At 41.0% G+C, this 25,238-nt stretch carries 26 protein-coding genes; 9 read left to right on the top strand and 17 right to left on the bottom strand.

Annotation, left to right across the window (positions count from 1 at the left end; all coding sequences use genetic code 11):
* Positions 1-181: 181 nt before the first annotated feature.
* The 9 genes from F9K23_00295 to F9K23_00255 form a co-directional block, all read right to left on the bottom strand.
* Positions 182-1,468 carry a bifunctional folylpolyglutamate synthase/dihydrofolate synthase gene (locus tag F9K23_00295; protein KAB2918609.1) on the bottom strand — a complete coding sequence of 429 codons (1,287 nt, stop codon included), beginning with the start codon at positions 1,466-1,468 and terminating at the stop codon, positions 182-184.
* A 73-nt stretch (positions 1,469-1,541) separates the two neighbouring features.
* Positions 1,542-2,336, bottom strand: a complete 795-nt coding sequence (locus tag F9K23_00290; protein ID KAB2918608.1) for a hypothetical protein — start codon at positions 2,334-2,336, stop codon at positions 1,542-1,544.
* Positions 2,336-2,728, bottom strand: a complete 393-nt coding sequence (locus tag F9K23_00285) for a biopolymer transporter ExbD (protein KAB2918607.1) — start codon at positions 2,726-2,728, stop codon at positions 2,336-2,338. Before F9K23_00285 ends, F9K23_00290 begins: the two co-directional genes overlap by 1 nt.
* Entirely contained in the window at positions 2,728-3,417 is a 690-nt protein-coding gene (locus F9K23_00280) for a MotA/TolQ/ExbB proton channel family protein (protein ID KAB2918606.1), read from the bottom strand. Before F9K23_00280 ends, F9K23_00285 begins: the two co-directional genes overlap by 1 nt.
* Before the next feature lie 3 nt (positions 3,418-3,420).
* A complete protein-coding gene (locus F9K23_00275; GenBank protein ID KAB2918605.1) occupies positions 3,421-4,485 on the bottom strand; it encodes an SPOR domain-containing protein in 1,065 nt (354 codons plus the stop codon).
* Positions 4,486-4,545: 60 nt separating this feature from the next.
* A complete protein-coding gene (locus F9K23_00270; protein KAB2918604.1) occupies positions 4,546-5,013 on the bottom strand; it encodes a DNA starvation/stationary phase protection protein in 468 nt (155 codons plus the stop codon).
* Between the two features lie 58 nt (positions 5,014-5,071).
* Entirely contained in the window at positions 5,072-5,611 is a 540-nt protein-coding gene (gene gldH / locus F9K23_00265; protein ID KAB2918603.1) for a gliding motility lipoprotein GldH, read from the bottom strand.
* Positions 5,559-6,881, bottom strand: a complete 1,323-nt coding sequence (locus F9K23_00260; GenBank protein ID KAB2918602.1) for a hypothetical protein — start codon at positions 6,879-6,881, stop codon at positions 5,559-5,561. Before F9K23_00260 ends, gldH begins: the two co-directional genes overlap by 53 nt.
* A gap of 256 nt (positions 6,882-7,137) precedes the next feature.
* Positions 7,138-8,250: a hypothetical protein gene (locus tag F9K23_00255; GenBank protein ID KAB2918601.1), complete on the bottom strand. Its 1,113-nt coding sequence runs from the start codon at positions 8,248-8,250 to the stop codon at positions 7,138-7,140.
* A gap of 408 nt (positions 8,251-8,658) precedes the next feature.
* Here F9K23_00255 and F9K23_00250 point away from each other — a divergent pair, with 408 nt between their 5' ends.
* From F9K23_00250 to F9K23_00220, 7 genes are all read left to right on the top strand, one after another.
* Positions 8,659-9,198 (top strand): hypothetical protein, encoded by a 540-nt coding sequence (locus tag F9K23_00250; protein ID KAB2918600.1) that lies wholly within the window; start codon positions 8,659-8,661, stop codon positions 9,196-9,198.
* A gap of 65 nt (positions 9,199-9,263) precedes the next feature.
* Positions 9,264-10,013, top strand: a complete 750-nt coding sequence (locus tag F9K23_00245) for a glycosyltransferase (GenBank protein KAB2918599.1) — start codon at positions 9,264-9,266, stop codon at positions 10,011-10,013.
* A gap of 47 nt (positions 10,014-10,060) precedes the next feature.
* Positions 10,061-11,200, top strand: coding sequence for an AAA family ATPase (locus F9K23_00240; GenBank protein ID KAB2918598.1), 1,140 nt, complete (start codon positions 10,061-10,063; stop codon positions 11,198-11,200).
* A 1-nt stretch (position 11,201) separates the two neighbouring features.
* The gene (locus F9K23_00235) at positions 11,202-11,696 is read left to right on the top strand and encodes a hypothetical protein (protein KAB2918597.1); all 495 of its coding nucleotides are present in this window, start codon (positions 11,202-11,204) and stop codon (positions 11,694-11,696) included.
* Between the two features lie 9 nt (positions 11,697-11,705).
* A complete protein-coding gene (locus F9K23_00230) occupies positions 11,706-13,766 on the top strand; it encodes a ComEC family competence protein (protein KAB2918596.1) in 2,061 nt (686 codons plus the stop codon).
* Between the two features lie 2 nt (positions 13,767-13,768).
* Positions 13,769-14,548 (top strand): enoyl-CoA hydratase/isomerase family protein, encoded by a 780-nt coding sequence (locus tag F9K23_00225; GenBank protein ID KAB2918595.1) that lies wholly within the window; start codon positions 13,769-13,771, stop codon positions 14,546-14,548.
* Positions 14,548-15,321, top strand: coding sequence for a TatD family deoxyribonuclease (locus tag F9K23_00220; protein KAB2918594.1), 774 nt, complete (start codon positions 14,548-14,550; stop codon positions 15,319-15,321). Before F9K23_00225 ends, F9K23_00220 begins: the two co-directional genes overlap by 1 nt.
* A gap of 98 nt (positions 15,322-15,419) precedes the next feature.
* Here the strand turns inward: F9K23_00220 and F9K23_00215 are convergent, their stop codons facing one another.
* The 8 genes from F9K23_00215 to F9K23_00180 form a co-directional block, all read right to left on the bottom strand.
* On the bottom strand, positions 15,420-16,070 hold the full coding sequence (locus F9K23_00215; GenBank protein ID KAB2918593.1) for a hypothetical protein: 651 nt from the start codon (positions 16,068-16,070) through the stop codon (positions 15,420-15,422).
* A gap of 154 nt (positions 16,071-16,224) precedes the next feature.
* Positions 16,225-17,874: a T9SS type A sorting domain-containing protein gene (locus tag F9K23_00210; GenBank protein KAB2918592.1), complete on the bottom strand. Its 1,650-nt coding sequence runs from the start codon at positions 17,872-17,874 to the stop codon at positions 16,225-16,227.
* Positions 17,875-17,954: 80 nt separating this feature from the next.
* On the bottom strand, positions 17,955-18,824 hold the full coding sequence (locus tag F9K23_00205; protein KAB2918591.1) for a hypothetical protein: 870 nt from the start codon (positions 18,822-18,824) through the stop codon (positions 17,955-17,957).
* Between the two features lie 26 nt (positions 18,825-18,850).
* Positions 18,851-19,792: a hypothetical protein gene (locus F9K23_00200; GenBank protein ID KAB2918590.1), complete on the bottom strand. Its 942-nt coding sequence runs from the start codon at positions 19,790-19,792 to the stop codon at positions 18,851-18,853.
* Positions 19,793-19,795: 3 nt separating this feature from the next.
* Positions 19,796-20,944 carry an ABC transporter substrate-binding protein gene (locus F9K23_00195; GenBank protein KAB2918589.1) on the bottom strand — a complete coding sequence of 383 codons (1,149 nt, stop codon included), beginning with the start codon at positions 20,942-20,944 and terminating at the stop codon, positions 19,796-19,798.
* Positions 20,945-20,986: 42 nt separating this feature from the next.
* Positions 20,987-21,562 carry a phage tail protein gene (locus F9K23_00190; GenBank protein KAB2918588.1) on the bottom strand — a complete coding sequence of 192 codons (576 nt, stop codon included), beginning with the start codon at positions 21,560-21,562 and terminating at the stop codon, positions 20,987-20,989.
* 41 nt (positions 21,563-21,603) lie between these two features.
* Positions 21,604-22,173 carry a phage tail protein gene (locus F9K23_00185; protein KAB2918587.1) on the bottom strand — a complete coding sequence of 190 codons (570 nt, stop codon included), beginning with the start codon at positions 22,171-22,173 and terminating at the stop codon, positions 21,604-21,606.
* A gap of 37 nt (positions 22,174-22,210) precedes the next feature.
* The gene (locus F9K23_00180) at positions 22,211-22,792 is read right to left on the bottom strand and encodes a phage tail protein (protein KAB2918586.1); all 582 of its coding nucleotides are present in this window, start codon (positions 22,790-22,792) and stop codon (positions 22,211-22,213) included.
* A 239-nt stretch (positions 22,793-23,031) separates the two neighbouring features.
* Between F9K23_00180 and F9K23_00175 the strand changes: the two genes are divergently transcribed.
* Positions 23,032-24,720 (top strand): transferase, encoded by a 1,689-nt coding sequence (locus F9K23_00175; protein ID KAB2918585.1) that lies wholly within the window; start codon positions 23,032-23,034, stop codon positions 24,718-24,720.
* Between the two features lie 32 nt (positions 24,721-24,752).
* Positions 24,753-25,238 (top strand): hypothetical protein, encoded by a 486-nt coding sequence (locus F9K23_00170; protein ID KAB2918970.1) that lies wholly within the window; start codon positions 24,753-24,755, stop codon positions 25,236-25,238.

Raw genomic sequence — 25,238 nt, 5'->3', positions numbered from 1 at the left:
GCATAAAACTGTTGCCGCATTTTTACGACAGGTTAAAACCTGCCGCTCTTTGTAATTACCTTCCGGAATAGGACTTAAGTCCTATTCCGGAAGGTAATTTTAACAGCATGGGGTTTCAACCCCATGTTTTAAAGATTATATGAAGTTTTACGAGTATCGAAGCCTGTAAGCCAATGTTGACTTATACCACCTCAGCCACCACAAAGGTACTGCCACCAACAAACACTAAATCACCTTGTTGGGCAGTGGTTTGCGCTGCCTTTAGAGCTTCTGCCACAGTGGAATAATGATTACCCTGTAACCCAAACGCTGTTGCCTGTTGTTGCATTTCAGCGGCTGGAAGTGCACGGGGTAATTGCGCATTACAGAAATAGTAATGGGCCTTTTGAGGAAGTAAGCCCAGCACTTTGGTAATGTCCTTATCCTTTACCATGCCCCAAACAATGTGCAGTTGATTATGGGGAGTGAGGGATATTTGTTTCAATACTTCCTGAATTCCATTCAGGTTATGGCCGGTATCGGCATAGGTTAGTGGATTGTCAGACAGTTTTTGCCAACGTCCCATTAATCCTGTACTACTTTTTACTGATTGAAGCCCTTGCCGTATGTGTGCCTCTGTGATTTCCCACCCTTGTTCCTGCAACTGTAATACGGCAGCCAACACTGTGGTAATGTTTTTCTTTTGGTAGATGCCTGTTAAATCACACTCAACCCCACTAAACAATACTTGATTGTTTTGCCACACATCAAACACGGCGACATCCCCCCTATTATCAAAGTTTTGAAGTTGCAGTTGTGCATCGGCAAACACGATGGGTGCATTTTCTTCTGTTGCCTTATTTATAAAAACAGGGGCTGTTTCTGCGTCGCTCTCCCCTATCACTACGGGAGTATTAGGTTTTATAATCCCTGCCTTTTCAAAGGCAATTTTGGCAAGTGTATCGCCCAATAAATCGGTATGGTCCCAGCCGATATTGGTAATCACAGAAAGTTGGGGTAGAATAATGTTGGTAGAATCTAACCTGCCACCCAAGCCTGTTTCAATAATGGCGATATCCACCTGCTGTTTAGCAAAGTAATCAAAACACATGGCTACCGTCATTTCAAAAAACGAAGGTTTAATGGTTTCGAACAGTGTATTGTTTTCTTCTACAAAGCGGATTACAAAATCTTCAGGCATCATTTGCCCGTTCACCCGGGTTCGCTCCCTAAAGTCTTTTAAGTGGGGAGAGGTATGCAGACCTGTTTTGTACCCTGCGGCCTGTAATATCGAAGCCAGCATGTGCGAGGTAGAACCTTTTCCGTTGGTGCCCGCGATGTGTATAGTCTTAAATTTTTTGTGGGGATTGCCCAATGCCTCGCACAAAGCAAGGGTATTGGTTAAATCAGGTTTAAGTGCAGCAGCTCCGATGCGGGTAAACATTGGCAACTGCGCATACATATAATCAAGCGTTTGCTTGTAGTCCATCACAAAACAGTACTCGTTGGTTTAGTGCTGCAAATTTGGGGGAATAGTACGGGAAAGAAAAGCGGACAGTTGATTACTGTACTTTAAAGTCGAATTTAATTGCACCTTCCTGAATAGGGGCATCGCTTTTGGCAGTAAACTTCACTGCTTTAGCTGCATTTTTAGCACAGTTACAATAGGTTGATTCTACAGTTGTTGCTGTAAATGTTTTGTATTTCAAAACACACTCGGCACTTGATACATACCCGTTGTTATCAACTTTGATTTTTACCACTACGGTTTCACGCCGTGGAAACTTGCACGATGCAGCAATTTTAGTTTCGGGTTTGCGGCCGTTACCCATCATCCAAGTACCATCACCGCTGGTGCCGATACCTGTACCCAAAGGGTCATCTCCAGTACCGTCAGGTTTGCCTTGGTTACCGGGTTTACCCCCATCACCTTTGCCTGTTCCATCACCTTTTTTACTTGGGTTAAACAGTGTACTGGGGTCAACTTTAGGCTTAGGGTCTTCCTTCGGTTTTGTTTTATCAGGGGTAGGTTCAGTCTGCTTTTTAGGCGGCGTTTCTTGCTCTGTAGGAGCCTCTTCGTAATCTTGTGTTTCGGTGCTCTGCTCAGAAGTTTCAGGCGTAGAAGGAGTTTCTTCCGGTGATTGCTGTGCGTAATCGTCAGAGTTACCTGCATCAGGTTCTCCCATCGCTACCATAGCACCTTCTTCGGGCGGCGGCGGGTTCATGTATTTGAAACCAAAAAACCACAATAAGGCCAACATGCCTGCAATAATTAAAAGAGTTCCCAAGGCACTTATCAGTTTGCGCCTTTTTTCCTCTTTACTTTCTTCTTCAAGCCTTATTGCTACCGCGTTCATTATTCTTTATCGGTTTTAAGTAATATCTTGTATTTTAGCTTAGTAGCCACTTTTATTACTTCCATCACGTGTTCATAAGGGACGGTTTTATCAGCCGCGATGGCTACTACAGGGTCTTGCTGACCACTTAATTCCGTTTGGAGTTGTGAAGGTAAACGGTCGATTGTGGTTTGTTCCTGATTAATGTAAATGGTTAAATCAGGTTTTACACTTACAACTACGTTTTGCTTCACCGGAGCCTGTACACCTGCTTTAGGCAGTACAATTTTAACCCCGTTAGGGCTTACCATCGTGGAGGTAATAAGGAAAAATATCAGCAACAAGAATATCATGTCGCTCATAGAAGCGAGGCTGAATTCTGTTGATATTTTGCTTTTTCGTTTAAAATCCATTAGGCAGGCTCTTGTAATAAATCTAAAAATTCAACGGCTGCTGCTTCCATGCGGTGCACTACACGCTCAATAGATGCAGTAAGCATATTGTAAGCGATGTAAGCAAAAATTCCTACAATAAGTCCCGCAATGGTGGTAACCAACGCCTCGTAAATACCACCTGCTAGGGTGTTAATTTCAACGTTGTTACCCGATTTTGCCATATCAAAAAAGGCGGTAACCATACCTGTTACAGTACCCAAAAACCCAAGCATGGGGGCGGCACCCGAAACAGTAGCAAGGGTAGCCAAGCCTTTTTCAAGTTTATAAATTTCAAGTTTTCCTGTGTTTTCTATAGATACCTCAATGTTTTTCATAGGCTTGCCTATGCGTGAGATACCTTTTTCAAGCATACGAGCAATAGGGGTTGATGCACGCTGGCACAGGTTTTTAGCACCTGCAATATTACCATTGGCAACCATGTCTTTTACATTAGCCATAAAGTTAGGGTCAACTTTGCCCGCTTTGCCAATGGTGAGCCAACGTTCGATGGTGATGTAAAGGGCCATTACCAAAAGAATAACAATGGGTATCATAATGATACCGCCCTTTAGCGCAAGTTCAAAATAATCAAGTTGAGCTTGTTGTTGGGGTGCTGCTGATGCGTCGGTCAAACCGGCCGCGCTGTCCTGTACTATTTGTAAAAGCATATATTATTGTTTAACTGCCAACACCCATGCGGCGCTGTTGTTCTCTTGGCTGCGCACGGCATCAAGGTGGGTTTCAGCCTCATTGCGCGAAATGTATTGCTTATACCCTACTCTGTATAACGAAGAACCATGAAGGTTTATGATTTTTGGCTCATAACCTTTTTGTTCCAACGCATTTACAAGGCCTCGGGCATTGCTTTCGCTTTTAAAGGCACCCGCAATAATATAGTAAACCGAATCGGTTTTAGACGTTTTGGGAGTAATAGTATCTACACGAGGTTGTGCATCTGTATTTTTTTCTGAACTTTCAGCGTGCAAAGGGCTTGCCTTTTGTACTTCAGCAGTTTGCACCTGCCCTGTTTCAATATCGGATGAAGATCGGGATGTATTTACCCCATTAGGAGGAATAATACTGCCTGTGCTTATTTTGGCATGGTACATAAAATCCGGAAGGATGGCCAATGCCGCAATAACTATCAATATGATAACAGCCACAAATACCTTACGCAACAATGATGTTTTGCGTTTTTGCCTTGGTGGTTTTATAGTGGGTGCAGGCTGTGTTTGTTTGCTCTTTTCAGAAACGATTGCTTTAGACGAAGCAGGCTCTTCGCTTTTTGCTGCTTTAGGTGCCACTGCTGCTTGTTTTACAACAGTATTACCCAGCGATAATTTACCTAAGCCATACGTTTCGGGTAAAAAGTTTGCATCAGCAATCGGAGTGAATACAATCCGTTTTTCTTCGTTCAGCTTTAATGAGCCGATTCCTTCAATGGTTATCGTTTCACCTTGTTGCAACTTACTGTGCAACCCGCTTACCCAAGCGTTTATCTTATCCAATGCCGAATTGAAACCCACGTTTGCTTTTTGAGCAATGTGATGGGCAAGCAACCCGTCGTTAGTATTAAGGTTTTGATTGAAAGCTATAGTTTTGCGGGCAGGATTGATGTATTGCCCCTGAGTATTGAACTCAGTACTTTTATACGAGGCGACAAAACCACCCAAGCCCGGCACAATTAAACAATCGTGCTGGAATAATAAGAGGCTTAAGTTGGGTGATATTTCCATCGTATTACAACAAAGTTACTACCTTGTTTTTTAAAGTGTACTATTTTGTTTTGTTAACAACTATTCAAGGTACGAACGCAACATCCACGCTGTTTTCTCGTGTTGCTCCAATAAGCCTGTAAGTAAATCAACAGTAGCTTCGTCGCCAAAGCCGTCGCATTCTTCAATAAAACTGCGCAGCATGGTAGCAATGCTCTCGTGGTCTGCCAACAATCCGCGAACCATATCGTCGGCTTTGTGCTTGCCTTCTGCTTCTTTTAAATTGCTAAGAGCCAAAAACTCTTTCATGCTGCCCGCCGCAGGATAGCCCACCGTACGGATACGCTCGGCAATCAAATCAATGTTTAGTGCTGTGGCAGTGTATTGCCCCTCAAACATCAGGTGCAGGCTGCTGAAATTAGGTCCTGTTACGTTCCAATGAAAGTTGCGGGTTTTAACGTATAAAATATGCTCATCGGCCAATAAAGTGTTTAACTTCTTAGCGATGCTGTTTGAGTGTTCTTCTGATATGCCAATGTTTGCTTTCATCCGTATGGTATTTTAACTAAGACCTATTACAAAGTAACAAAAATACGAGTGCTATTGTTTAAAAAACTACATCCCCCTTTTCAACCGCCATACCAATGTTTACAACATCTTTAAGGGTATTGGTACGCATATTCTGTTCTATCTCAAAGTGATACACACCTGTTTTTTTAGGAACAAATTTTTCAGCAATGGGTATGCGGTAAGTGATAATACTTGCCGAGCCTTTCCCTGTCCAGCGTCCGTCGGTTTCTGCAAGTTTCAGCTCTTCGCGGGTCATAGTGCTATCACCAGTCGGACTTTTTGCATACACCAGCACATATAAATTACTGTATTCGTAATCAGGCGTAATACGCAGGTTTACGAAAAAGTTGTGGTAGTGTGTAGTATCTGTTATTTCAATATCAAAAGCCGCCCGGTTTTTATAATGCCAGCCGTCTTCGGGCAAAAACAAATTCTGATCGTATACTGTATTGCTGTTGCAGCTTTGCATCAGCATTGCCACAAGGGCTATTAAAATAACTGCGGTTTTTTTCACTACTGCTAAATTACTTTTTCTTACGCCTTCTGCGGTTGTTATTATTTCCGCCGTTGTTGGCATTATCACCACCGTTTTCACGCGGTTCGTTACTTCTGTTCTGATTGTTAGGGTTAGGGTTGGGATTAGGATTAGGGTTGGGGTTACGTGTGTTGTTTGGGTTACGGTTGTTGGTAGGTCGGTTACCCCTATCTCCCCCACCCCTGTTATCGCGGCGACGGTTGTTATCACGACGGTTACCGCCTTTATCCAAACGGGTTAGGTCGTTTTCGCTGATAATATCTTCATCCATAGAGCGTTGCAAGGCGGTTGTTCCTTTTGGTGTATCTACCAAAATCTCACCCTTCTTACCCTCACGGTTCAAGGCTATTATCTCGTTCACTTTTTTAATATCCAACGGAAACCAATCAGTGCTGTTTTCGTACACAAACCACATCTGACGTTTTAGAATATCGGTTTTTTGTGAACGGGCATATCCTACTTCGGTTTCAATGGTAACATTATCTCCTTTGGGGAAATCGCTCAAGGCTTCGAGGTAAGTGTCTAACTCGTAGTTCAAACAGCACTTTAACCTACCGCACTGACCTGAAAGTTTTAGCATATTGATGGACAGGTTTTGGTAGCGGGCTGCCGATGTGTTTACCAACTTAAAATCGGTAAGCCATGTTGAGCAACACAACTCCCTGCCGCATGAACCGATACCGCCCAGCCTTGCAGCTTCCTGACGATAACCAATCTGCTTCATCTCAATACGCACTTTAAACTCTTCGGCGTAGCGTTTTATCAGCTCCCTAAAGTCCACACGCTCTTCAGCAGTGTAAAAGAAAGTAACCTTACGTCCATCCCCATGAAACTCAATATCACTCAGTTTCATTTGCAGGTTCAGTTCAAGAGCTACTGTTCTCGCCCTTTCAAGCGTGTAGGGTTCTCTGGCCTTTAGTTCGTCGTATTTTTCGGTATCCTTTTCGTTAGCACGACGGTATATTTTGAACATATTGGGACTGTCAGCATCTACCCCATGTTTTTTAAGTTGCAGGCGCACTAATTCGCCGCTAAGAGATACGTGCCCGTAGTCGTAGCCGTTTTCGGCCTGCACAACAATCGGGTCGCCAATAAAAAGTTCAAAATTGCTGTCGTTACGGTAAAATTCTTTTCTGCTTCCTTTAAAGCGTACTTCAACAACATCAAAAGGTTTATATCCGTTGGGCTGTTCCATATCGCCCAACCAATCATACACATTAAGTTTATTACACCCTCCGGTGTTGCAGGTGCCGTTATTTTTGCACCCTTTTGGCGAGCATCCGCCGCCCGTTCCGCATGAACCACATCCCATATACGTTTCTTCTCCGTTTAGTAAAAATTTTATATGCAGCGGCCGATGGCATATAGGGCAGTTGTTTGATTGACAGAGGTTTATTAAAGTATTTAGGATTGCTTGGCAGGTATTCGTATTCCATTCCCATCAGGGGAGAGGTTTTATAAATATCAGGGTGCAATGCACCATGCAGTTACACCTGCAAACGTTTGCTAAATACTATACCGGGCTTGTTAAATCAGCTACACCGTTCATTCTTTGCCTCTTATCCATCTCACCCCGCCTTGGCCGCCAGGTTATTTTTAATTAGCAAAGATATATTAATTAATGTAATCTTGGCATTCGCATTCCGCTCAATGTGATAAATGCCGTCGTTAAAGGTGTTTGAGATTTTTTCGATAGTAGCGGGAGTTAAAAAGTTGGCAAACTTGCTCACAAAATCACGTTCCTTTTCGGTTAGTTTCACTAAGTGTCCGTCTGTGTTTTTGTATATCAAGCATTCACGGAAAATATGCAGACCGTAAGCTAAAAAGTGCTTCAACATTTCGCGACCCAATGTGCTTGCATCATCTATCCATCCCATTACACCGTTCATATCGTTTTTGTAGCACATCAGCATCCAGTTGCGGAAACTGTCAAAAAAGTTGTTCTCGGTTTGACTCAACATCTGCACGGCAAGGTTCAAGTTCCCCTCACTTAAAAATGCAGAAGCGCGGGCGGCTTCAACCTCTGCTCCATAACGCTCAACAAGGGCATCTTGAACATCGGCTTGTTGCAAAGCAGGTATTTTTACCAACTGCGTACGCGATTTAATGGTAGTAAGTATCTGTTCATCACTATTGGCTACCAGCAAAAACAAGGTTTTTTGGGGCGGTTCTTCAATCAGTTTAAGCAAGGTATTTCCTTCTTTACCCAAGTATTCGGGCATCCACATTATCAATACCTTAAAATTTCCTTCAAAGCTTTTCAGCGATAGCTTTTTGATAATGTTCCGGCACTCATCTACCGTAATATTCCCTTGTTTGTTTTCAGCCTCTAAAGCCATTAACCAATCAAATACATTTAGGTAAGGATTGGCCAAAAAGGTTGAACGCCATTCCTCCATAAAGTTGTCCGAAATCTCTTTCGAACCCACCGTAGGGAATGTAAAATGTAAATCGGGGTGTATAATCTTGCTGTACTTTATGCAGTTGGGGCAAGCACCGCAACTGTCGTCCTCGCCACGATTTGCACAGGCAATGTATTGTGCATAAGCAAGAGCCAAGGGCAAATTACCGCTTCCTTCGGGGCCTAAAAATAGCTGGGCATGAGGTATACGCCCTTCTTTTACACCTGAAATCAGTTTGGCTTTTACTGCCTGCTGGCCTACTATGTCTTTAAATTGCACGGGGCGAAGTTAGGAAATGTGCGGATATGCTACTTTGAAAATTTGTGAGCTTTACGACGGGGATTTTGATAGCGTTCCGACGGGTGTTCCGACGGGCATAAAGCCCGTCTCTGTTGTGAGGTTTCGTCCCGAAGGGTTTAAAACCCTTCGGGACGTTATCGCCAAAAGCCCTGAATTTTATATTCAGGCAATCTTTGCGCATATCCATGAGCGTTAAATTCAATGGGGACGTTATCAATAATGACGGTTTTCATAACCGTCTGCCACGACGGATGTTCCGACGGGCATAAAGCCCGTCTCTGTTGCGAGGTTTCGTTCCGAAGGGTTTAAAACCCTTCGGAACAAACACATCCTGAGAGGCGGGCTTTATGCCCGTCGACACAGAAGGTTTTACCCTACCGTGATAAGATGTCGGCAACAAACCCTTATTTTAGCTGTGTGAATATTTTTAAACCTTATACGGTGGTTGAAGATACTGCTGAACGCTTACACTTGACAGAAAGTAAGAACCGTAGGATATTTCTGTATATTTTTTTCAGAATTTACCCATTCGTTTTATTAATTCTACTTGGCATCGTTGCCGTTGTTGCTGGTCAAGAATTACCCATCCCCCTCATTGGAGCATTGCTGCTGTTGGTGTTAGTATTGATAGTTTTATTATTGAAACAAAAGGTGGTGTATGAGGTTTGTATAGAGCGGGATAAAATCACCGTAACCTATAATCGCTTGGCAAGAAACACAATAAGCGAGCTACCGGTTAATTCAGCCGATTATATACGCTATAGCCACCGAGGCGGACGCGGGGGCGGAATGTTTTACGACCTTATCAACAAAGACGCAAGTAAGCACCGTATAATTACCATCCCGATTTTATACATGGATACTAAACGACACAATGAAATTGCAAAGCGAGTAAGCAGCATTACAGGATTAGAGATTAAACAATGAACGCTTTATGGGTTTAAACCCATTCTCATAAACAACACCCCAAATTAAGATATCTTTGCACAAGTATGCAGCCCAAGCTTTCCATCATTACGGTTACCTACAACGCCGAACGGTTTTTAGAACCTACCATACAAAGTATTGCCGCCCAAACATACCCCAACATTGAGTATGTAATTGTTGACGGCGGCAGCAAAGACGGCACCGTAGATATTATAAAAAAGTACCCTAACGTGGTAACCCAATGGGTAAGCGAACGCGATAACGGCTTGTACGACGCTATGAACAAGGGTTTGCAAATGGCTACGGGTGATTATGTGATGGTTTTGAACGCGGGCGACTTACTGGATGCCCCTGATACGCTTGAAACAACATTTAGCCACTGCGCAGGTGAAGATGTGTTGTACGGTGACACCAAAATTATTGACACCGATTATCAGTTTGTGGGGATGCGCCATTTTACCCCGCCTGAGCATTTAACTTGGAAAAGTTTTCAGCAAGGGATGGTGGTGTGCCACCAATCGGTTATCAGTAAAAAGGAAATTACGCCTTTGTATAATTTGGAATATAAAATTGCCGCTGATATTGATTGGGCCATCCGTTTATTAAAAAATAGTGAGACGGCTAAAAATGCGCATACGGTAATTACCCAATTCATGCAGGATGGGGTTAGCACCCAACACCGCTGGGCAGGCGTACGCGAACGCTTTAGGGTAATGATTAACTACTACGGCTTGTTTACCACCCTTTTTAATAATATTTCACGCGGCATAAATTATTTTTTTACCCTGCGTTTTTTAAAAAATGTGAGGAAATAGCCTTGCAGTATTGCTTGGCATAAATAGTTATCTTTGTTTATACCACTATGGAAAATAACATTAAAGAACTTGAAATTAAAAACTTTAAGTCTATAAAGCATATAAAGTTTAATCCCAAACGGGTGAACGTGTTTATTGGCAAACCGAACGTGGGAAAATCGAATATTTTGGAGGGGATGGGGTTGATGACTTCTACCCTAAATATGCAAAGTGGTAATTTTGAACTCGCCCAAAAAGGTATTATACGTTTTAGGGACTTATTTAATCTCTTTTACGACGAAGATACAGATAATGAAATCAAAATATCAACAGAGCTATCAAGAGTAACAATTGAATATTACAACCACTTATTCATATACACCTCTATTGACAAAGAATGGGAATCAAAAATCGCCTCTGTATATAATGATCGTAAACTAACATATTTTCCAAGAAATGCATTCTATGAACTTAGAGGAAATTTAGAACCATTTTCACCGCCTCAAAAACATTATTTGCGCCCTTCGCTAGTAGAATTTGACAAAACTGGTCGTTCAAATAACGCGATACCTTTACATTTCCCCAACAACATTGAAGTTAGCAACCCCATAAGAACATACACCTACAAGCATTATGATAACTATTATGATACTTTTAGAGATTTTTTATACCCTCCGTATGGTGAAAATTTATTTACCATATTAAATTACAATAAAGAACTTTTAAATGAATTTGGTGGTTTTATTGAAGAACAAGGTCTTGAATTTGTTTTAGATAAAAAAGAAAACAAGTTTATCATTCAAAAGAAAATAGATAGGATTGTGTATCAGGTTCCGTACTCGAACATTGCAGATACCTTGCGCCATATTATTTTTTATTTAGCTGCCATTGAAACTAACAAAGATTCAGTATTGTTATTTGAAGAACCGGAGGTACACTCTTACCCACCGTATATTAAAATGCTGGCCGACAGGATTGTACTGAACGACGAAAACCAATACTTTATTTCTACACACAGCCCGTATATGCTGAATACCTTAATTGACAGTTTGGATGATGAAGAATTAAATGTGGTGTTGACGTATTACGAAGACTATCAAACTAAAATTAAGATTTTAAGTGCTGAGGAATTGGCGAAAGTCCAAGAATGGAAAACTGATATTTTCTTTAATATCGACCGTTTTATTAATCACTTGCAAGAGAAATAAAATGCACAAGTTTTTTACTGAAGACGGTGCTACTTATGGCCTGTGCCGTTTATTTTCAAAAGATGCTTACAGTGTTGAAAATGCTATTGATGTATATCAAGTATCTGCCAGTTTACAAAGAGCTTATGATAAAAAGCTAAAAGGTATATTTATTGGCGTTGTAGATAATGATAAAAGAAAACAAAAATTTTTTGAAACCTTTACCGAAGTTTCTAATATAGACGGGGTAGTTTTAAAACAATTAGGAAATTTATTCCTCATAACATTATCACCACAGGTAGATGGTTTTATTCACACAAATGCTGCTGAAGTGTCTGTTGACCTTTCAAAATACAGATTTAGTACTGACCGAAAAAAGTTTATGAAAGGATTAAAAACATACGGAATAGATACCAAACCTGAATTTAAAACTCTTCTGAACGACTTAAAACAAAAAAATTGTTCTTGTTTTGTTGCTCTACAAAAAGCGTTTGACCATATCTATAAACAACGATAATACCCACCGATGCCATTGCATAGGGCACCCATAGTACGGTTAATTATTCCCTTTATTGCTGGCATTTTAGCGGGGTATTATTTTCCCATCCCTATCGGATTAATTATCGTCGGGCTAATAATTTGTTCGGCAGCATTATTATTTTTCGTAGTTACAAAGCCTAATTGGCAAGCTAAACTTTCCTTCTCCGTATTTCCGGGCATTGTAATTAATAGCACTTTATTATTTGCAGGGCTATTGGCTATTTATTTTAACTCACCCCATAATTTTAAAAATAATTTAGTAAATATTCCTCCACAAAAAACTTTATTAGTACGATTATTAGAAAACCCCGAAGAGAAAAACAAAACCTACCGAGCGCTTGCCCAAGCAGAATGGGTCAATACAAACGACAGTCTGACCGCGTCGAAAGGAAAACTTTGGGTGTATTTCCCTAAAAAGGGCTACGATTCTACCCTTGCTTACGGCGATTATGTAATCATTAACGGGAATTTGCAAACCCCGCAACCGCCTTTAAATCCAAACGAGTTTGATTATTCGCGGTGGCTGGCCAACCAAAATATTTATTTCCAAGTATTTTTAAAACAAGGCGAATATTCAAAAACCGGAGTAAACTTCACAAATCCGATTTATAAAATTGCCAATACCGCACGCACCTATTTTAACGGAGTATTACAACAGTTTTTACCCGATAGCGTAACCTATGGCGTTGCTGCTGCCCTTATTTTGGGTCAGCGGGGTGATGTACCCGATGAACTTACCAACGCATACGCCCGCACAGGCACTATCCACGTTTTGGCGGTTTCGGGCTTGCACGTAGGAGCCATTTACTTATTGCTGGGTTGGCTGTTACTGTTCTTTAACCGCACTAAAACACTGCGGATATTCCGTACCCTGATTATTTTAACAGTGCTATGGGGGTATGCTGTACTTACGGGGTTAGCCCCGTCAATCCTGCGGGCTACGGTAATGTTCAGTTTTATTGTGATTGGAGATACCATCGGGCGAAAAACTAATTTGTTTAACTCACTGGCCGCTTCTGCCCTTTTTATTTTGTGTGTAGATGCCAAAGCATTGTTCAATATCGGTTTCCAGCTTTCCTACTTGGCCGTTGCAGGCATTGGTTTGTTGTACTTACCACTATACCGTCTCATCACTCTAAAAAACAAAATTGTCGATTACTGTTGGCAATTGGTATCGGTTTCAATAGCCGCACAGATAGCCACCTTTGCATTGGGTATTTTCTATTTCCACCAGTTTCCTAATTACTTCTTGCTATCTAATTTGATTATTGTACCCCTCAGCATACTTGCCGTGTACGTTGGGATAGTTTTGTTTATTGCCTCACCCATCCCGTTCATCAGCATTTGGATGGGAAAAGGCTTGCACTACTTGCTGCTGGCCTGTAATAGAACCGCCGTCGGAATTGAACATTGGCCTCTCTCCTACTCAGGCGGCCTGTACCTAAGTTTTGGCGGTATGATACTGGTATATCTTGCCATTATCGCCTTGGGAATCTTTATTGCCTCAAAAAAATACACAGCACTGGTAGTGTGTTTAAGTTTTTGCATTGGGTTGGCATCGCTACATCTGTATAGAAACTACACCACCCGCCAAAATAAAGAGTTTACAGTGTATGCGCTCCCATACGAGCAAAAGGCAATCAGTTATATCGAAAAAAACGAAGCGTGGATTTGGGCGGATAGTTCCATTACTCAACACTCACTCACTTACCGTCAAAAAATTGAGCCCCATTTAATTGCAGCCAATATCAGCAAGGTAAATTTTACGTATGGCGATAGTGTATTCGCAAACAATTTTGGCATATACGGCGGCAGGTACATAGCTTTGCAGGGATTAAAGGTGCTTTGGGTTGCTGATGAAAACCCTGTTACTGCCTCAGAAGAGGTAGAATGGGATGTGGTGATATTGAGCCCGAAAGTAAAAACTGATAAGTTAGCCTCTTTGATTAGGTATAGACAGTTGGTGGTTACTTCGCCTTTTTCTAAAAACACAACAACAGAAACACACAACGTAGCCCTTGACGGGGCGTATAGAATACAATTTTAACTATGACCGAATCTTTGGTAGTATACGAAGCGAAGGACAGGATAGGATACATTACCCTAAACCGTCCCGAAAAGCGCAATGCACTGAATGCTGAAATGGTAACAGCCATTAAAGCTGCCTTTACACAAGCTGAAAACGACGAGCATTGTAAAGTGATAGTGCTGCAAGCCAACGGTGAAGCCTTTTGTGCGGGTGCCGACCTTGCCTATTTGCAACAACTGCAAAACAATACGTACGATGAAAACCTTGCCGACAGTACCCATTTAATGGAACTGTTCAGCATGATTTATAAAGGAAAAAAGGCTGTAATAGGAAAAATACAAGGCCATGCACTGGCCGGTGGTTGCGGTCTGGCTACAGTGTGCGACATTAGCTTTAGTGTACCCGAAGCCAAGTTTGGCTATACCGAGGTAAAAATTGGGTTTGTACCTGCCATTGTGAAAGTGTTTTTACTACGCAAGATTGGAGAAGGCAAAGCCCGTGAATTGCTGCTGACAGGTAAAATTATATCAGCACAAGAAGCAAAAGATTTTGGATTAATCAACTTTGTAACGTCTAAAGAGACTATTGATGCAGAAGTGCTTGACTTTGCCTCTAAACTGTGCACAGAAGCTTCAGGTCAATCGATTGCTTTGGTTAAGGAGATGATTGCCGAAGTACAACATTTAAGCGTTGATGAAGGATTAAATTATGCTGCCCAAATGAATGCCCACGCCCGTGCAACAGAAGATTGCAAACGGGGAATACAATCGTTTTTAAACAAAGAAAAACTTAGCTGGTAATGATATTGTGCGATACGCATACCCATTTGTATGCAAAAGAGTTTGACAGTGACAGGGATGCCATGTTACAGCGGGCGTTTGATGCCGGAGTAACAAAGATACTATTGCCTAATATCGATAGCGGCAGCCTTGCGGTAATGAAAACCCTAGCTGAAAATTACCTTGCAAACTGTTTCCCCATGATGGGTTTGCACCCTTGCAGTGTGAAAGAGGATTACAAAAGTGAGTTAGCCTTAGTGGAGCAGGAGCTATTTAGCAACTACAAATACTACGGCGTTGGTGAAATGGGCCTTGACCTGTACTGGGATAAGACTTTTTTTGAAGAACAAAAAACAGCCTTCATACAACAGGTCAAATGGTCAATAGAGTTAAACCTACCCTTATCCATTCATACCCGCGAAGCTACTGATGAGGCCATTGAACTTCTTAACCTGCCTGAATTAAAAGGTGCTCGTGGTGTTTTTCATTGCTTTGTAGGAACAAAAGAACAAGCACAAAAAATTACAGGATTAGGTTTTCATTTGGGTATAGGCGGAGTGCTTACTTTTAAGAACTCCGATTTAGGAACCATTTTAAAAGACATTGACCTGCAAAACCTTGTATTTGAGACAGACTCGCCCTATTTAGCCCCTATGCCTTTTCGCGGTAAACGCAACGAAAGCGCCTATGTGCAACACATAGCCCAAAAACTGTCAGAAATTAAGGATATACCCGTAGAAGAAATTGCACGAATTACCACCCAAAATGCACAAAGCATTTTCGGGTTTGAATAATCCGATAAGTCATTCCGAACTTGTTTCGGAATCACTTACCTATTCATAGTAAATTGGTGAGGTGTTGAAACAAGTTCAACATGACGTATTAGGGATGCTCACAGCCAAAATCCGTCGTTGCCTTTGTTCACATCACAAGGAACCGGTTTGCCGCTTTTGCCTGTAAATTGGCCGTCGCTGCGGTATTGCCATATTGCATAACTGTTCCAACCAATGGGTAACGGCGGGGCAGTTACTTTACTGTAATTAGCCAACCAAAGGGGTATGTTTCCCAAACCGTGATTTGCAGGTAAGTACGGGTCTAAAAAGTACTTATAACTGTAGATGATGTATTTGTTAACCCCGTTCTTTTCCAACTCAGCGTAAAAGCTGTGTATCCAGTCCAATACTTGTTGCTTGGTAAGGTTAGAAACATTCTTTTCAATATCCAGCACAGGTGGTAAATCATGTGCGGGTAACTTTGCCATTGCTGCCAAAAATGCCTGTGCTTCGCTTTGTGCATCAGCCACAGGGTTAGCAGCATTGTTAAGTGTAGCAAAATGGTAATACCCGATTTTAAGCCCTGCCCCTTTGGCACCTGTAGCGTTGCTTTGAGCATTCGGATCGATATAACCTACACCTTCCGTTGCTTTTATATAGGCAAATACAATTGCAGGCGGATCAAACGGAGTTATCGGTTGTTGAATTTTTGTCCAATCAATATCAAACTGATATTTAGAAACGTCTATTCCGGTAATAAGATTAGCCATAATAAATTGATAATAGTTTTTGTAAAAATATGCAAAAAACTCAGCTCGCGAATAGCCATTCTGTAAAATTATTTCTGCTGATTACTGCATCTCTATAAAGCAAAAACCCCGTCTCATCGACGGGGTTCACACACTTGGTGCTGCTTATGAACTATTAATAAACCACTTTAATAGTTTTTGTTTTTCCGTTTGAAGTAACGTTTATAACATAAACGTTTGCTTGGGCAGTGGCTGCAGGTTGGTAAGTAACTGTCTCAACACCGGCAGCAGTTTGTGTACTAAACAATTTTTGCCCCATAATATTATAAATTTCAACTGTAGCAGTTGTTGCAGTGTTTCTGTTGCTATACACTACGTTAATTCCACCCTCGTTTGTATAAGCATACATTTTTTCAGGGCTAAACAATTCATCAACACTAGTGGTTGATTTTTTTGTAAAGTTTAACGTAAAACGGGCACCTTTATAAGCCGCATCATACTTAAAGCTGTAGTTTTTATCCAACAACATTGTTTTAACACCTGTTTTGTTATCGACAAGCTCTACATCAAAGTACCCTAAATATTCTTCGGTGATAGGACTAAAAGTATATTCTTTACCATCCTTAAACGATTCAATAAACAGGGGCATCGTGTAGGATTCTTTTATAGGTAAAGCATTCAAACTCATCATACCCTCACCGGCAAGTTCAGTATATAATGTAGGCACTTCATCGCTAAACGATTTAAACTTATAGATATCCATTGAATAGTCCATACCATCGGTAGCTGCCTCATCAAAACAAACTGAAAACTGGTCTGCTTTGCCTTCTGCATCTTTCACTTCAACCCTAAAAATATCAAACTCTTTTTTAAAGTAGGTATTTGCGGGTAAAGAGTCGGTACGACTGGTGCGCATACTGTTTTTAAGTTGAATAGACTGTGAAACTGAAGTAGCCTTTACCCAAAAACCTGTGAACGGTGATATTTGCCTGATGGTACTAAAACGGCTTGTACTTGAGTTGTTGTAACTATTCATTGAACTTTGGTTAAGACCAATCATTTGGCTTGTATTTTGATCCCAAACGTGTATCGCTTTATATGTAGTACCAAAGTTACCATCGTTAATAAGGTTATACACCCCTAAATTACTGGGAAAATAATTAGGTATTTGGTTCCAGCCACGTTGAGGAGCTTGATTACCTGAACTTGCGGGATCATAATGATATTGGAGGCTAAACGTATCGGTACCATTATTAGGAGTTCCTGAAATACTTACAGTAGAGCCAAAGTTCCAAGCACCATGACTCGTATTGTCCAAATAAATTGAATACGCCTTCTGCTCATCGTCAGTAGTATTATTAGCCTGTGTCCAACCCACTGCATAATTACCGCCAGGGGCAGTGGCTCCTGCAGCAGGATTATAATAATAAACATTACGCTCACCTGAAGGAGTATGATTGCTGCACAAAGTGTTCAAACCAGATTCAAAATTATCAATCAACGCATCTACAGGCAGTGAAAACATACGCCAGCCTTTGGTGGTTGTCCCGATTGTCTTTTCAAAAGTAATGCTACCCGATACTGAACCCCCACCATTTGGGGTACTAGTACCGTGCATTAAGCTACCGCCATTGGCAATGGTAAGCTTACTATTGGTTGTAAGTGTAGATCCGGTGGCAACTTCTACAACCCCGCTGTGGGTAAAAACTGTACCGTTAAGTGATTGTGTACCCGATTTAACAAAACGTAAAGTTCCAACACCGCTTGTACCGTTGCCATTATTATAAAGGTCACCATAAATAGTTGCTGTAGCTCCACTATTCAACGTTAGCGCAAAGGTACTACTAATATACAGATCGGCGCAGGTGAAGCTACCAGGAGTTGCACTACTATTTATTACAGCTTTTAAGACCTGGCTTGGACCTGTGCCATTACTCCATGTACCACTCCAAACCACCGGCACATCCGCACAACTGGTAGGGCTAAAAGAGGCGTTGTCCCATCAAGGTAACTCCAATTGGCTGTATCCATTGTAGCTGAACGAATAGCAGCAGCTGTTCCACTTGTAACAGCGCAATTATAACGTACGTTATCAACTTCACCATTAGCACCAGTACCAATATATTTATGCCATATAGCATTAGTGTAAGTAGTGAGTGAGTTAGGAAGTTCAGAAGCACTGGTACCCGTTGCCCCTACATCCCAATTCGCTGTAGTAGTAGCCGTAGTTAAATTCATATGAATACCTGTAAGTACGGTACCAGGGGTATAAGTTCGAGTTGCAGATGACGTATCTATAGTTCCTCCTTGACAGGCAAATACCTGATCACCTGACGAAGGAAAGGATAGTCCCCTACCCCAGGTTATATTGCCAGTTGAAGCATTATAACCACAATTACCGGAACAATTGGTAGTAGAAGTCCAAAATTTAATCTGATCCCCTGCATTCATAGTTGATGAAGACACCCATCTAAAGGCCCAGTCTGATGTTGCCGCCCCGGGAAAAAGAAAATAGCCGGTAGCATCAGTGTAACAACCGTCTGTAAAAATAATTTCAGTCCCGCTAGTGATTCCCGTCAACAACATTACCGCAAAAGTATCTGCGCCGTTTGAACCGCAGTTATACGCAGTAAATACAACATCGCCCGTGCTTAACGTAGTTTGCGCTTTTGTTTTTCGCGCTGAAAAAGCGAGAAAAAAAACAACTAATAATAACAGAAAAAATGGTTTAAAACTAAACACACGTTTCCCATCTAAACAATTAATAAAATTCATAAGCATTTATTTATTTCTGGTTTATTTTAAAGGTTCACAAGTACCATATCATTTCTTAGACCAATAGAGACTAAGAAATCTGCGGTAAAAATACCTTCATCAACCGAAATAACCTCAATACTTAAAACGTTATTATCAACGGTAATAATGTCTATTGTCTTTTTTTCAGAACAATTAATTACTGTACCTGGAATTAATTGTTGGTTATAAACAATCTTTTGTTCTTTTACAGAAACCTGTACAATTTTAAATACAATATCTCCACATCGTGTAAAGGCACCTTTGTTCCATGGGTTGCAAGCATTTACCAGGCATTGTATTTGTTTGGCGCTCATTGCGGACCAATCAATGGCTAAATCTTTTGCCGTGGGTCTATTAAAGTACTGTGCCTCGTCACTACTTTGTGGGGTAAGCGGTACTGCATTTCCAAGCAGCATTAATGTTTGTGTAAATGCTCCAACTCCCTGCACCGTTTCCCATGCAAGTCGTTTGTTGTGCATACCATAAGTTTCCCCTGCTTTGATGGCAATTTTGTGTATATGCGCAATAGGTCCTGTATCAAAACCCTGATCCATTTTATGAACAGTGAGTCCGCCATACGACTCCCCGTTCCGTAATTGCCAAAACACAGGACTTGCCCCCCTGTACTTTGGCAACAATGCATAATGAAAATTGAAAAATCCTAACTTTGGTTGCAAAAGAGTCTTGCTTGGTATTTTCCAAGGAAAGGTCATTACAAACACCACATCGGGCTTGTTCCTATTTACCCATCTGAGAAGCGAATCTTCAAGCCCATTTTTATGAAGCCTTGTCACCGACAACTGCATAGCGGCAAGGGTAGCTACAACTTCAGCAGTCTCAGGATTCTCATCTGCGGGCAACCCTATACAAACAATTAACCCATTTGAAGCTAACATTTGTATTGCCGGAAGGGGTAATACACTGTTACATAAAATACCAATCTTCATATATTATGCGCAAGGAAAAGGATTAAACCACCCTGCTTGAACACGGCTACTAAATGACTCAACTAGTTCTTTCTCCTGTTCAGCAGCTATTGAATAACTTGCTACTGTTTCACCATCAACAATAATTGTAGGAAACGGCTGATTGGTATTTTTCTCGCTATTAACCGTAAAGCCTCCCCTCGGACTTTGAAAACTTGCCTTTGCAATAGCCTCACAGTAGGTAGCAGTGTTAAATTTACCGTCGCAAGCTTTTATCCCTTCTGCTATCCACAATGCTGTTTCATAGGCCAACGCTACATAAGCGCTGGGCTCTTCATTATGTTTTTGGGTAAAACTTGTTATCATCTGCTCATTTGCGGCATTTTTAACAAAAGGTTGCCAGCTAAGCCCGTGCACAAGTCTTTTGTTGTATTCGGCAAAAGGCTCAATCCCAATACTTGGAGTAATTATCGGAAGCTCTTTGCTAATACCGCTTTTAACACACAAATCATAAAACCTTGGGCTATCAATACCACTAAAAAACTCCACTAAATAATCAGCAGGTGTTGAATTAATCATATTATTCAAATCGCCCGTAAAATCAATTTCATCCAGTTGTTTTGATATATGAGTGGCAACAACACCCCCTCCATTCTGTACCATACTTTCATTAAAAGCAGGTAAAAGCTGGTATCCCCCTTCAAATAGTCCAACAGAAGCAATCCCCTGTTTTCCAATGTTCTTTGCTGCGTACTCACCCAATAAATAACAAGTATGCCATAAATCAAATGAATTGCTGGCTATGTATGGCGCTTCTCCAAGTTCTTCTTCTCTTGTTATGTTAGGCCCCATACCCATCAGCATTAACGGCTTCTTAGAAGTTCTAAACAATGCTTTTAGCGCATCTAATACCTTTTTACCAGCATAAGCAATTGTGATATCCACATCTTGCATAATTAATTCATTGGCTTTTGACATAACCAAATCCTGAACAACACCCTTGCCTATATCACACACTATCACCTGTGCATCAATACCTTCATTTTCAAATGCCAGCTTAATACCCTTAACAACGTGCTGAGGAAGCGTTGGAAAAATATCTGATCGCGGAATTAATATCCCTATTGTAATACTCATACTATTTTTTGTGCGTGAAAATAAAAAAAAGCCCAAACCATTGTGGTTTGGGCCAAGAAAATTGTTATTAACAATACATTAGTTGCGAGAAGGAAATATACCCTCTAAACAAATAACATAATTTAATGCCAAATAAGGAGTAACTAAAGGAATCGGCTGAGAACCTCCAGCAGTTGACAAACTCATTGTCGACACATTAGTAGTCACAATGGGGTTTGCCAAGGTTGTATCACCTCCGGGTGCATAAAAATTTTCGCTTGAAATTGCGAAATAGTTATTCTGAGGCGTTACTCCACTATCCGCATCTACATTTGCGAATTGCACCGTAGCACTACCGGTTAATGTTGCTGCAATTGGATGACTATGAGCCGGCATCTGAGATGATGTTATGTTTATTTGCTCATATCCACCAACCTCACCTATATATATGGGCTGCAAACCAGGACCTGTGCTGTTCCCAGAGTGAACAGCCCTACGACCACGAAGATCGGGTAATAAAAATGACTGCTGCCCATCACCGCCATACATAGTGCCAATGAGTGCATAAAGCGGAGTGTATTCAGCAATTGATAATGATTGACCTTGACAGAGCATCCAAGCCCTAGGAGCAAAATTGCCGGCAAATAATCTTACTTCGCCAATATATCCTTCCATAAATGTTGTTTTTTAGTTAATGTTAATGAAATAATACTGTATTAATCACGGCTTGGGTAAATGCCGTACATGCAAATAATATAATTAATCCCTAAGTAGGGAGATCCTAATGGTATTGGCATTGATGCACCAGCTACAGAAGCAATTAAATTAGACACAGGATTTAAATTAATTGTAGCTAAAGTGGAGTCTGCGGCCGGAGAATACATTGTAGCCCCTCCAGCAGGAGTTGCTGGGTATTGACCTTCAGGTTCAGTACCACTACCATCACTTATATTACATGGCATCTTTATTGTAACAGATGGCGTGCCTGTAACACTATGACTGTGTGGTGGCAAATTACCCAGAGTTAAAGAGGTACTTTGTGTTCCTGTGGCTAGACCTAGCGGATAGTTTGGCAAACCAGGACCTTGACCAGAACTTAAAGGATGTCGTCCCCTAAAATCAGGCAATGCGAAGGTTACCCTACCGTCTCCACCGTATGTTGTACCAAGTAACGAAAATAATGCCGTATTCTGAGCAATACTTAGCAATTGACCATTGCAATATCCCCAGCTTTTGGGTGAAAAATTACCCGCAAATAAGCGGATTTCTGCCATTGTTCCTTCCATTTCTATATGTTTTTATAGTATGAATAATAGTTAAAAATTAATCCCTTGATGGGAAAATACCGAACATACAAATAATGTAGTTTGTCACGGTTAATGGGGGTTGGATTGAGAAAGGTAGTCCGGACCCCACTTGTCCTACAGAAACTCCTGTAGCCGTAATTGTTGTGTTTATTGGTCCCATATAAGCCCCTGGCGTTGGTACACTTTCATATATAGCCGCGCCGCCACTTATTGAGGGAAAATTTGTTGAACTAGGCTCTGTAGTTGACGCATCACCATTGGTAGCAGCAAATGTTACAGGGTTTGTTACAATAGTTCCTCCAATCATGTGCGTATGTATTGGCATTTGAACTAGTGACATTGCAGTTGTTTCAACACCTCCCTTTTGCCCTAACACGTATGGAGACAGACCAGGTCCCGTTCCAGCGCCTACAGCTGTTCTGCTGCGTAAATCAGGCAAGCAAAAGGTTGTTGTTCCATTTCCACCGTAAAGAGTACCTACAATTGAAAACAAGGCCGTATTTGATGCGATGTTAATAGTTCGCCCATCGCAAAAGGCCCATGTTCTTGGAGCAAAGTTGCCTCCAAACATTCTGATTTCTCCAATGTATCCTTCCATAATTAATAGTATATATTTTTTTTGGTAGAGCAATTTAAAAAAATATCTTTCAACTGCAAGATTATTTTAACATTAATTTAAAATAACAATTAGAAAACGTTGCAAATGCTATGATTATAGTGTTTTTTGCAATAACTAAAGATATCACCTCCTTTTTACAACTAAAAGTTGTTAAACTCAAAAATAACAACTAACAGTTGTAATAAAGGTTATTTAACCCCCGTTAAAACACCTTTTTTGTGTACAAAAAACATACATACGTTTTAGGCACGCATTTATCACATGATGGTAGTGCCTGTTTATTAAAAGACGGTAAGATTGCAGTAGCAATAGAAAAAGAACGCATCACCCGAATAAAACACCACGGGGGAAACGATAAACTGGCTATTGAATACTGCTTAGAAGCTGAAGGCATAACAATAGACGATATTGACCTTGTTGTACAAAATGCCAATTTTGAAAAGGAAACAATAGAAACCACAAACTACAGTGGGGCTAGGGCGTTTACATCTAATTTTAAAGCCCCCATTGTTACCATATCCCATCACCTAGCCCATGCTTACAGCGCAATAGGTACTTCGCCATTTGACGACTGTAATGTTATGGTAATTGACGGTAGTGGCAGTCCCTTTACACAATGCGACGATATTGCAGGGGCTACTATACCAAATCTTTCATCAATACATGAAAATCCTCACCATTTTTGGTGCGAGAAATTTAGTGTGTACAAATACCACAACAACATTCTCACTCCCATATTTAAGGACTTTTCTGAATTTAACCATATGCAAGCCGCTGAACAGTTGCATATGCCTACAATAATTCACTCTATTGGAGGAGCCTACCAAGCAGCCAGCCAATATTGCTTTGGCAACGTTGACGATACAGGTAAACTAATGGGGTTATCACCTTATGGAGTAAAAGACAGTTATCAGCTTCCAGTTTTTGAACTTAGAGACGGCAGGGTGTTTAATACATTAGATTGGCTTAACGAACTTAAACAGCCCTCAAGAAGCTATGATAACTTCAACACACATTTCCAGCATTATGCTAATATAGCCCGTTGGCTACAAGACGAGACCGAAAGGGCATTGCTATACCTTTTTAATTACCACCAAAACACGCTTCCGAATAAAAACTGGTGCTACGCAGGTGGTGTTGGCCTAAACGCGGTTGCAAACCAACGTATATTGGCTGAAACAAGTATTGAAAACCTATACATACAACCTGCAGCAGGCGACAATGGCATTGCAATAGGTTGCGCCTATTACGGCTGGCTTGAAATACTAAAGAAAGAGCGGATTAAACATACCGGCACATCTAATTTTGGGAAAAAATACACGGTTGATATTTCATCGCTACCTGAAAACCTTACTATTCAAAAAACAACTGATTGGATAACCATTACTGCTAAATTATTATCTGAGGGTAATGTTATAGCCTGGTTTAACGAAGGCTGTGAATTTGGACCTCGTGCATTAGGCTACAGAAGTATTCTTGCCGACCCAAGAAAAGCTGGAGTTAAAGACTATATTAATAAATATATAAAGCTACGAGAGGATTTCAGGCCATTTGCTCCGGCGGTGATGAGGGAGCACTGTACTGACTATTTTAAATATGATTGGGACTCTCCTTATATGATACTGGTAAATCCCGTAAAGCCTGAATGGGAAAAACCATTGAACAATGTTGTACACCTTAACGGTACTGCACGGGTGCAAACTGTTACAGAAGAAAACAATATAAATTTCTATAATTTACTTCGCGACTTTAAAAACAAGACAGGCTTACCAATACTATTAAACACATCTCTTAATCGTAAGGGTATGCCTATAATCGAAACGCCACAGCAGGCAATATCTTTCTTTATTGAATCACCTTTGGACTATTTAATTTTTGAAAACATTATTATTGGTAAGGTCAAATGAATACAATAACCAACCCCCAGTTTAAAAACCCTATCACCACTAAAATCAGTGATTTTTTGTGGAGCATAGGGATTGAAGTACATGCTGCTCAAATTGATGAAAAGACTTTCTTACCCGGCATAAGGATAGTTAATGGAAGTATTCTTGTTGACGAGGATAAGATGCTCGCACCGGGAGACATTCTGCACGAAGCCGGCCACTTGGCAATTATTGCACCCGGAATTAGAAAAAACCTAACAGATACAGTTGTGTACGACACCAAAATGCAAGGCGGTGAGGAAATGGGAGCCATTGCATGGAGTTGGGCTGCTTTGAAATATTTAGACCTTGAACCTGAGATTTTGTTTCACCCCGAGGGGTACAAAGGCTCATCCGATTCTTTGATTGAAAACTTCTCTGAAGGTCGTTATCTTGGAGTCCCTATATTACAATGGAAGGGACTTGCGTTTGAACCTAAAATGGCAAAAGAAAACAATGCGCCTGCTTTCCCTGCAATGGTAAAATGGACTGTTAAATAA

It is taken from the genome of Bacteroidota bacterium (assembly GCA_008933805.1).
Lineage (GTDB): Bacteria > Bacteroidota > Bacteroidia > UBA8524 > UBA8524 > SB11.
The sequence above is the reverse complement of the archived record's forward strand: the minus strand, read 5'-3'. Positions and strand labels throughout refer to the sequence as shown.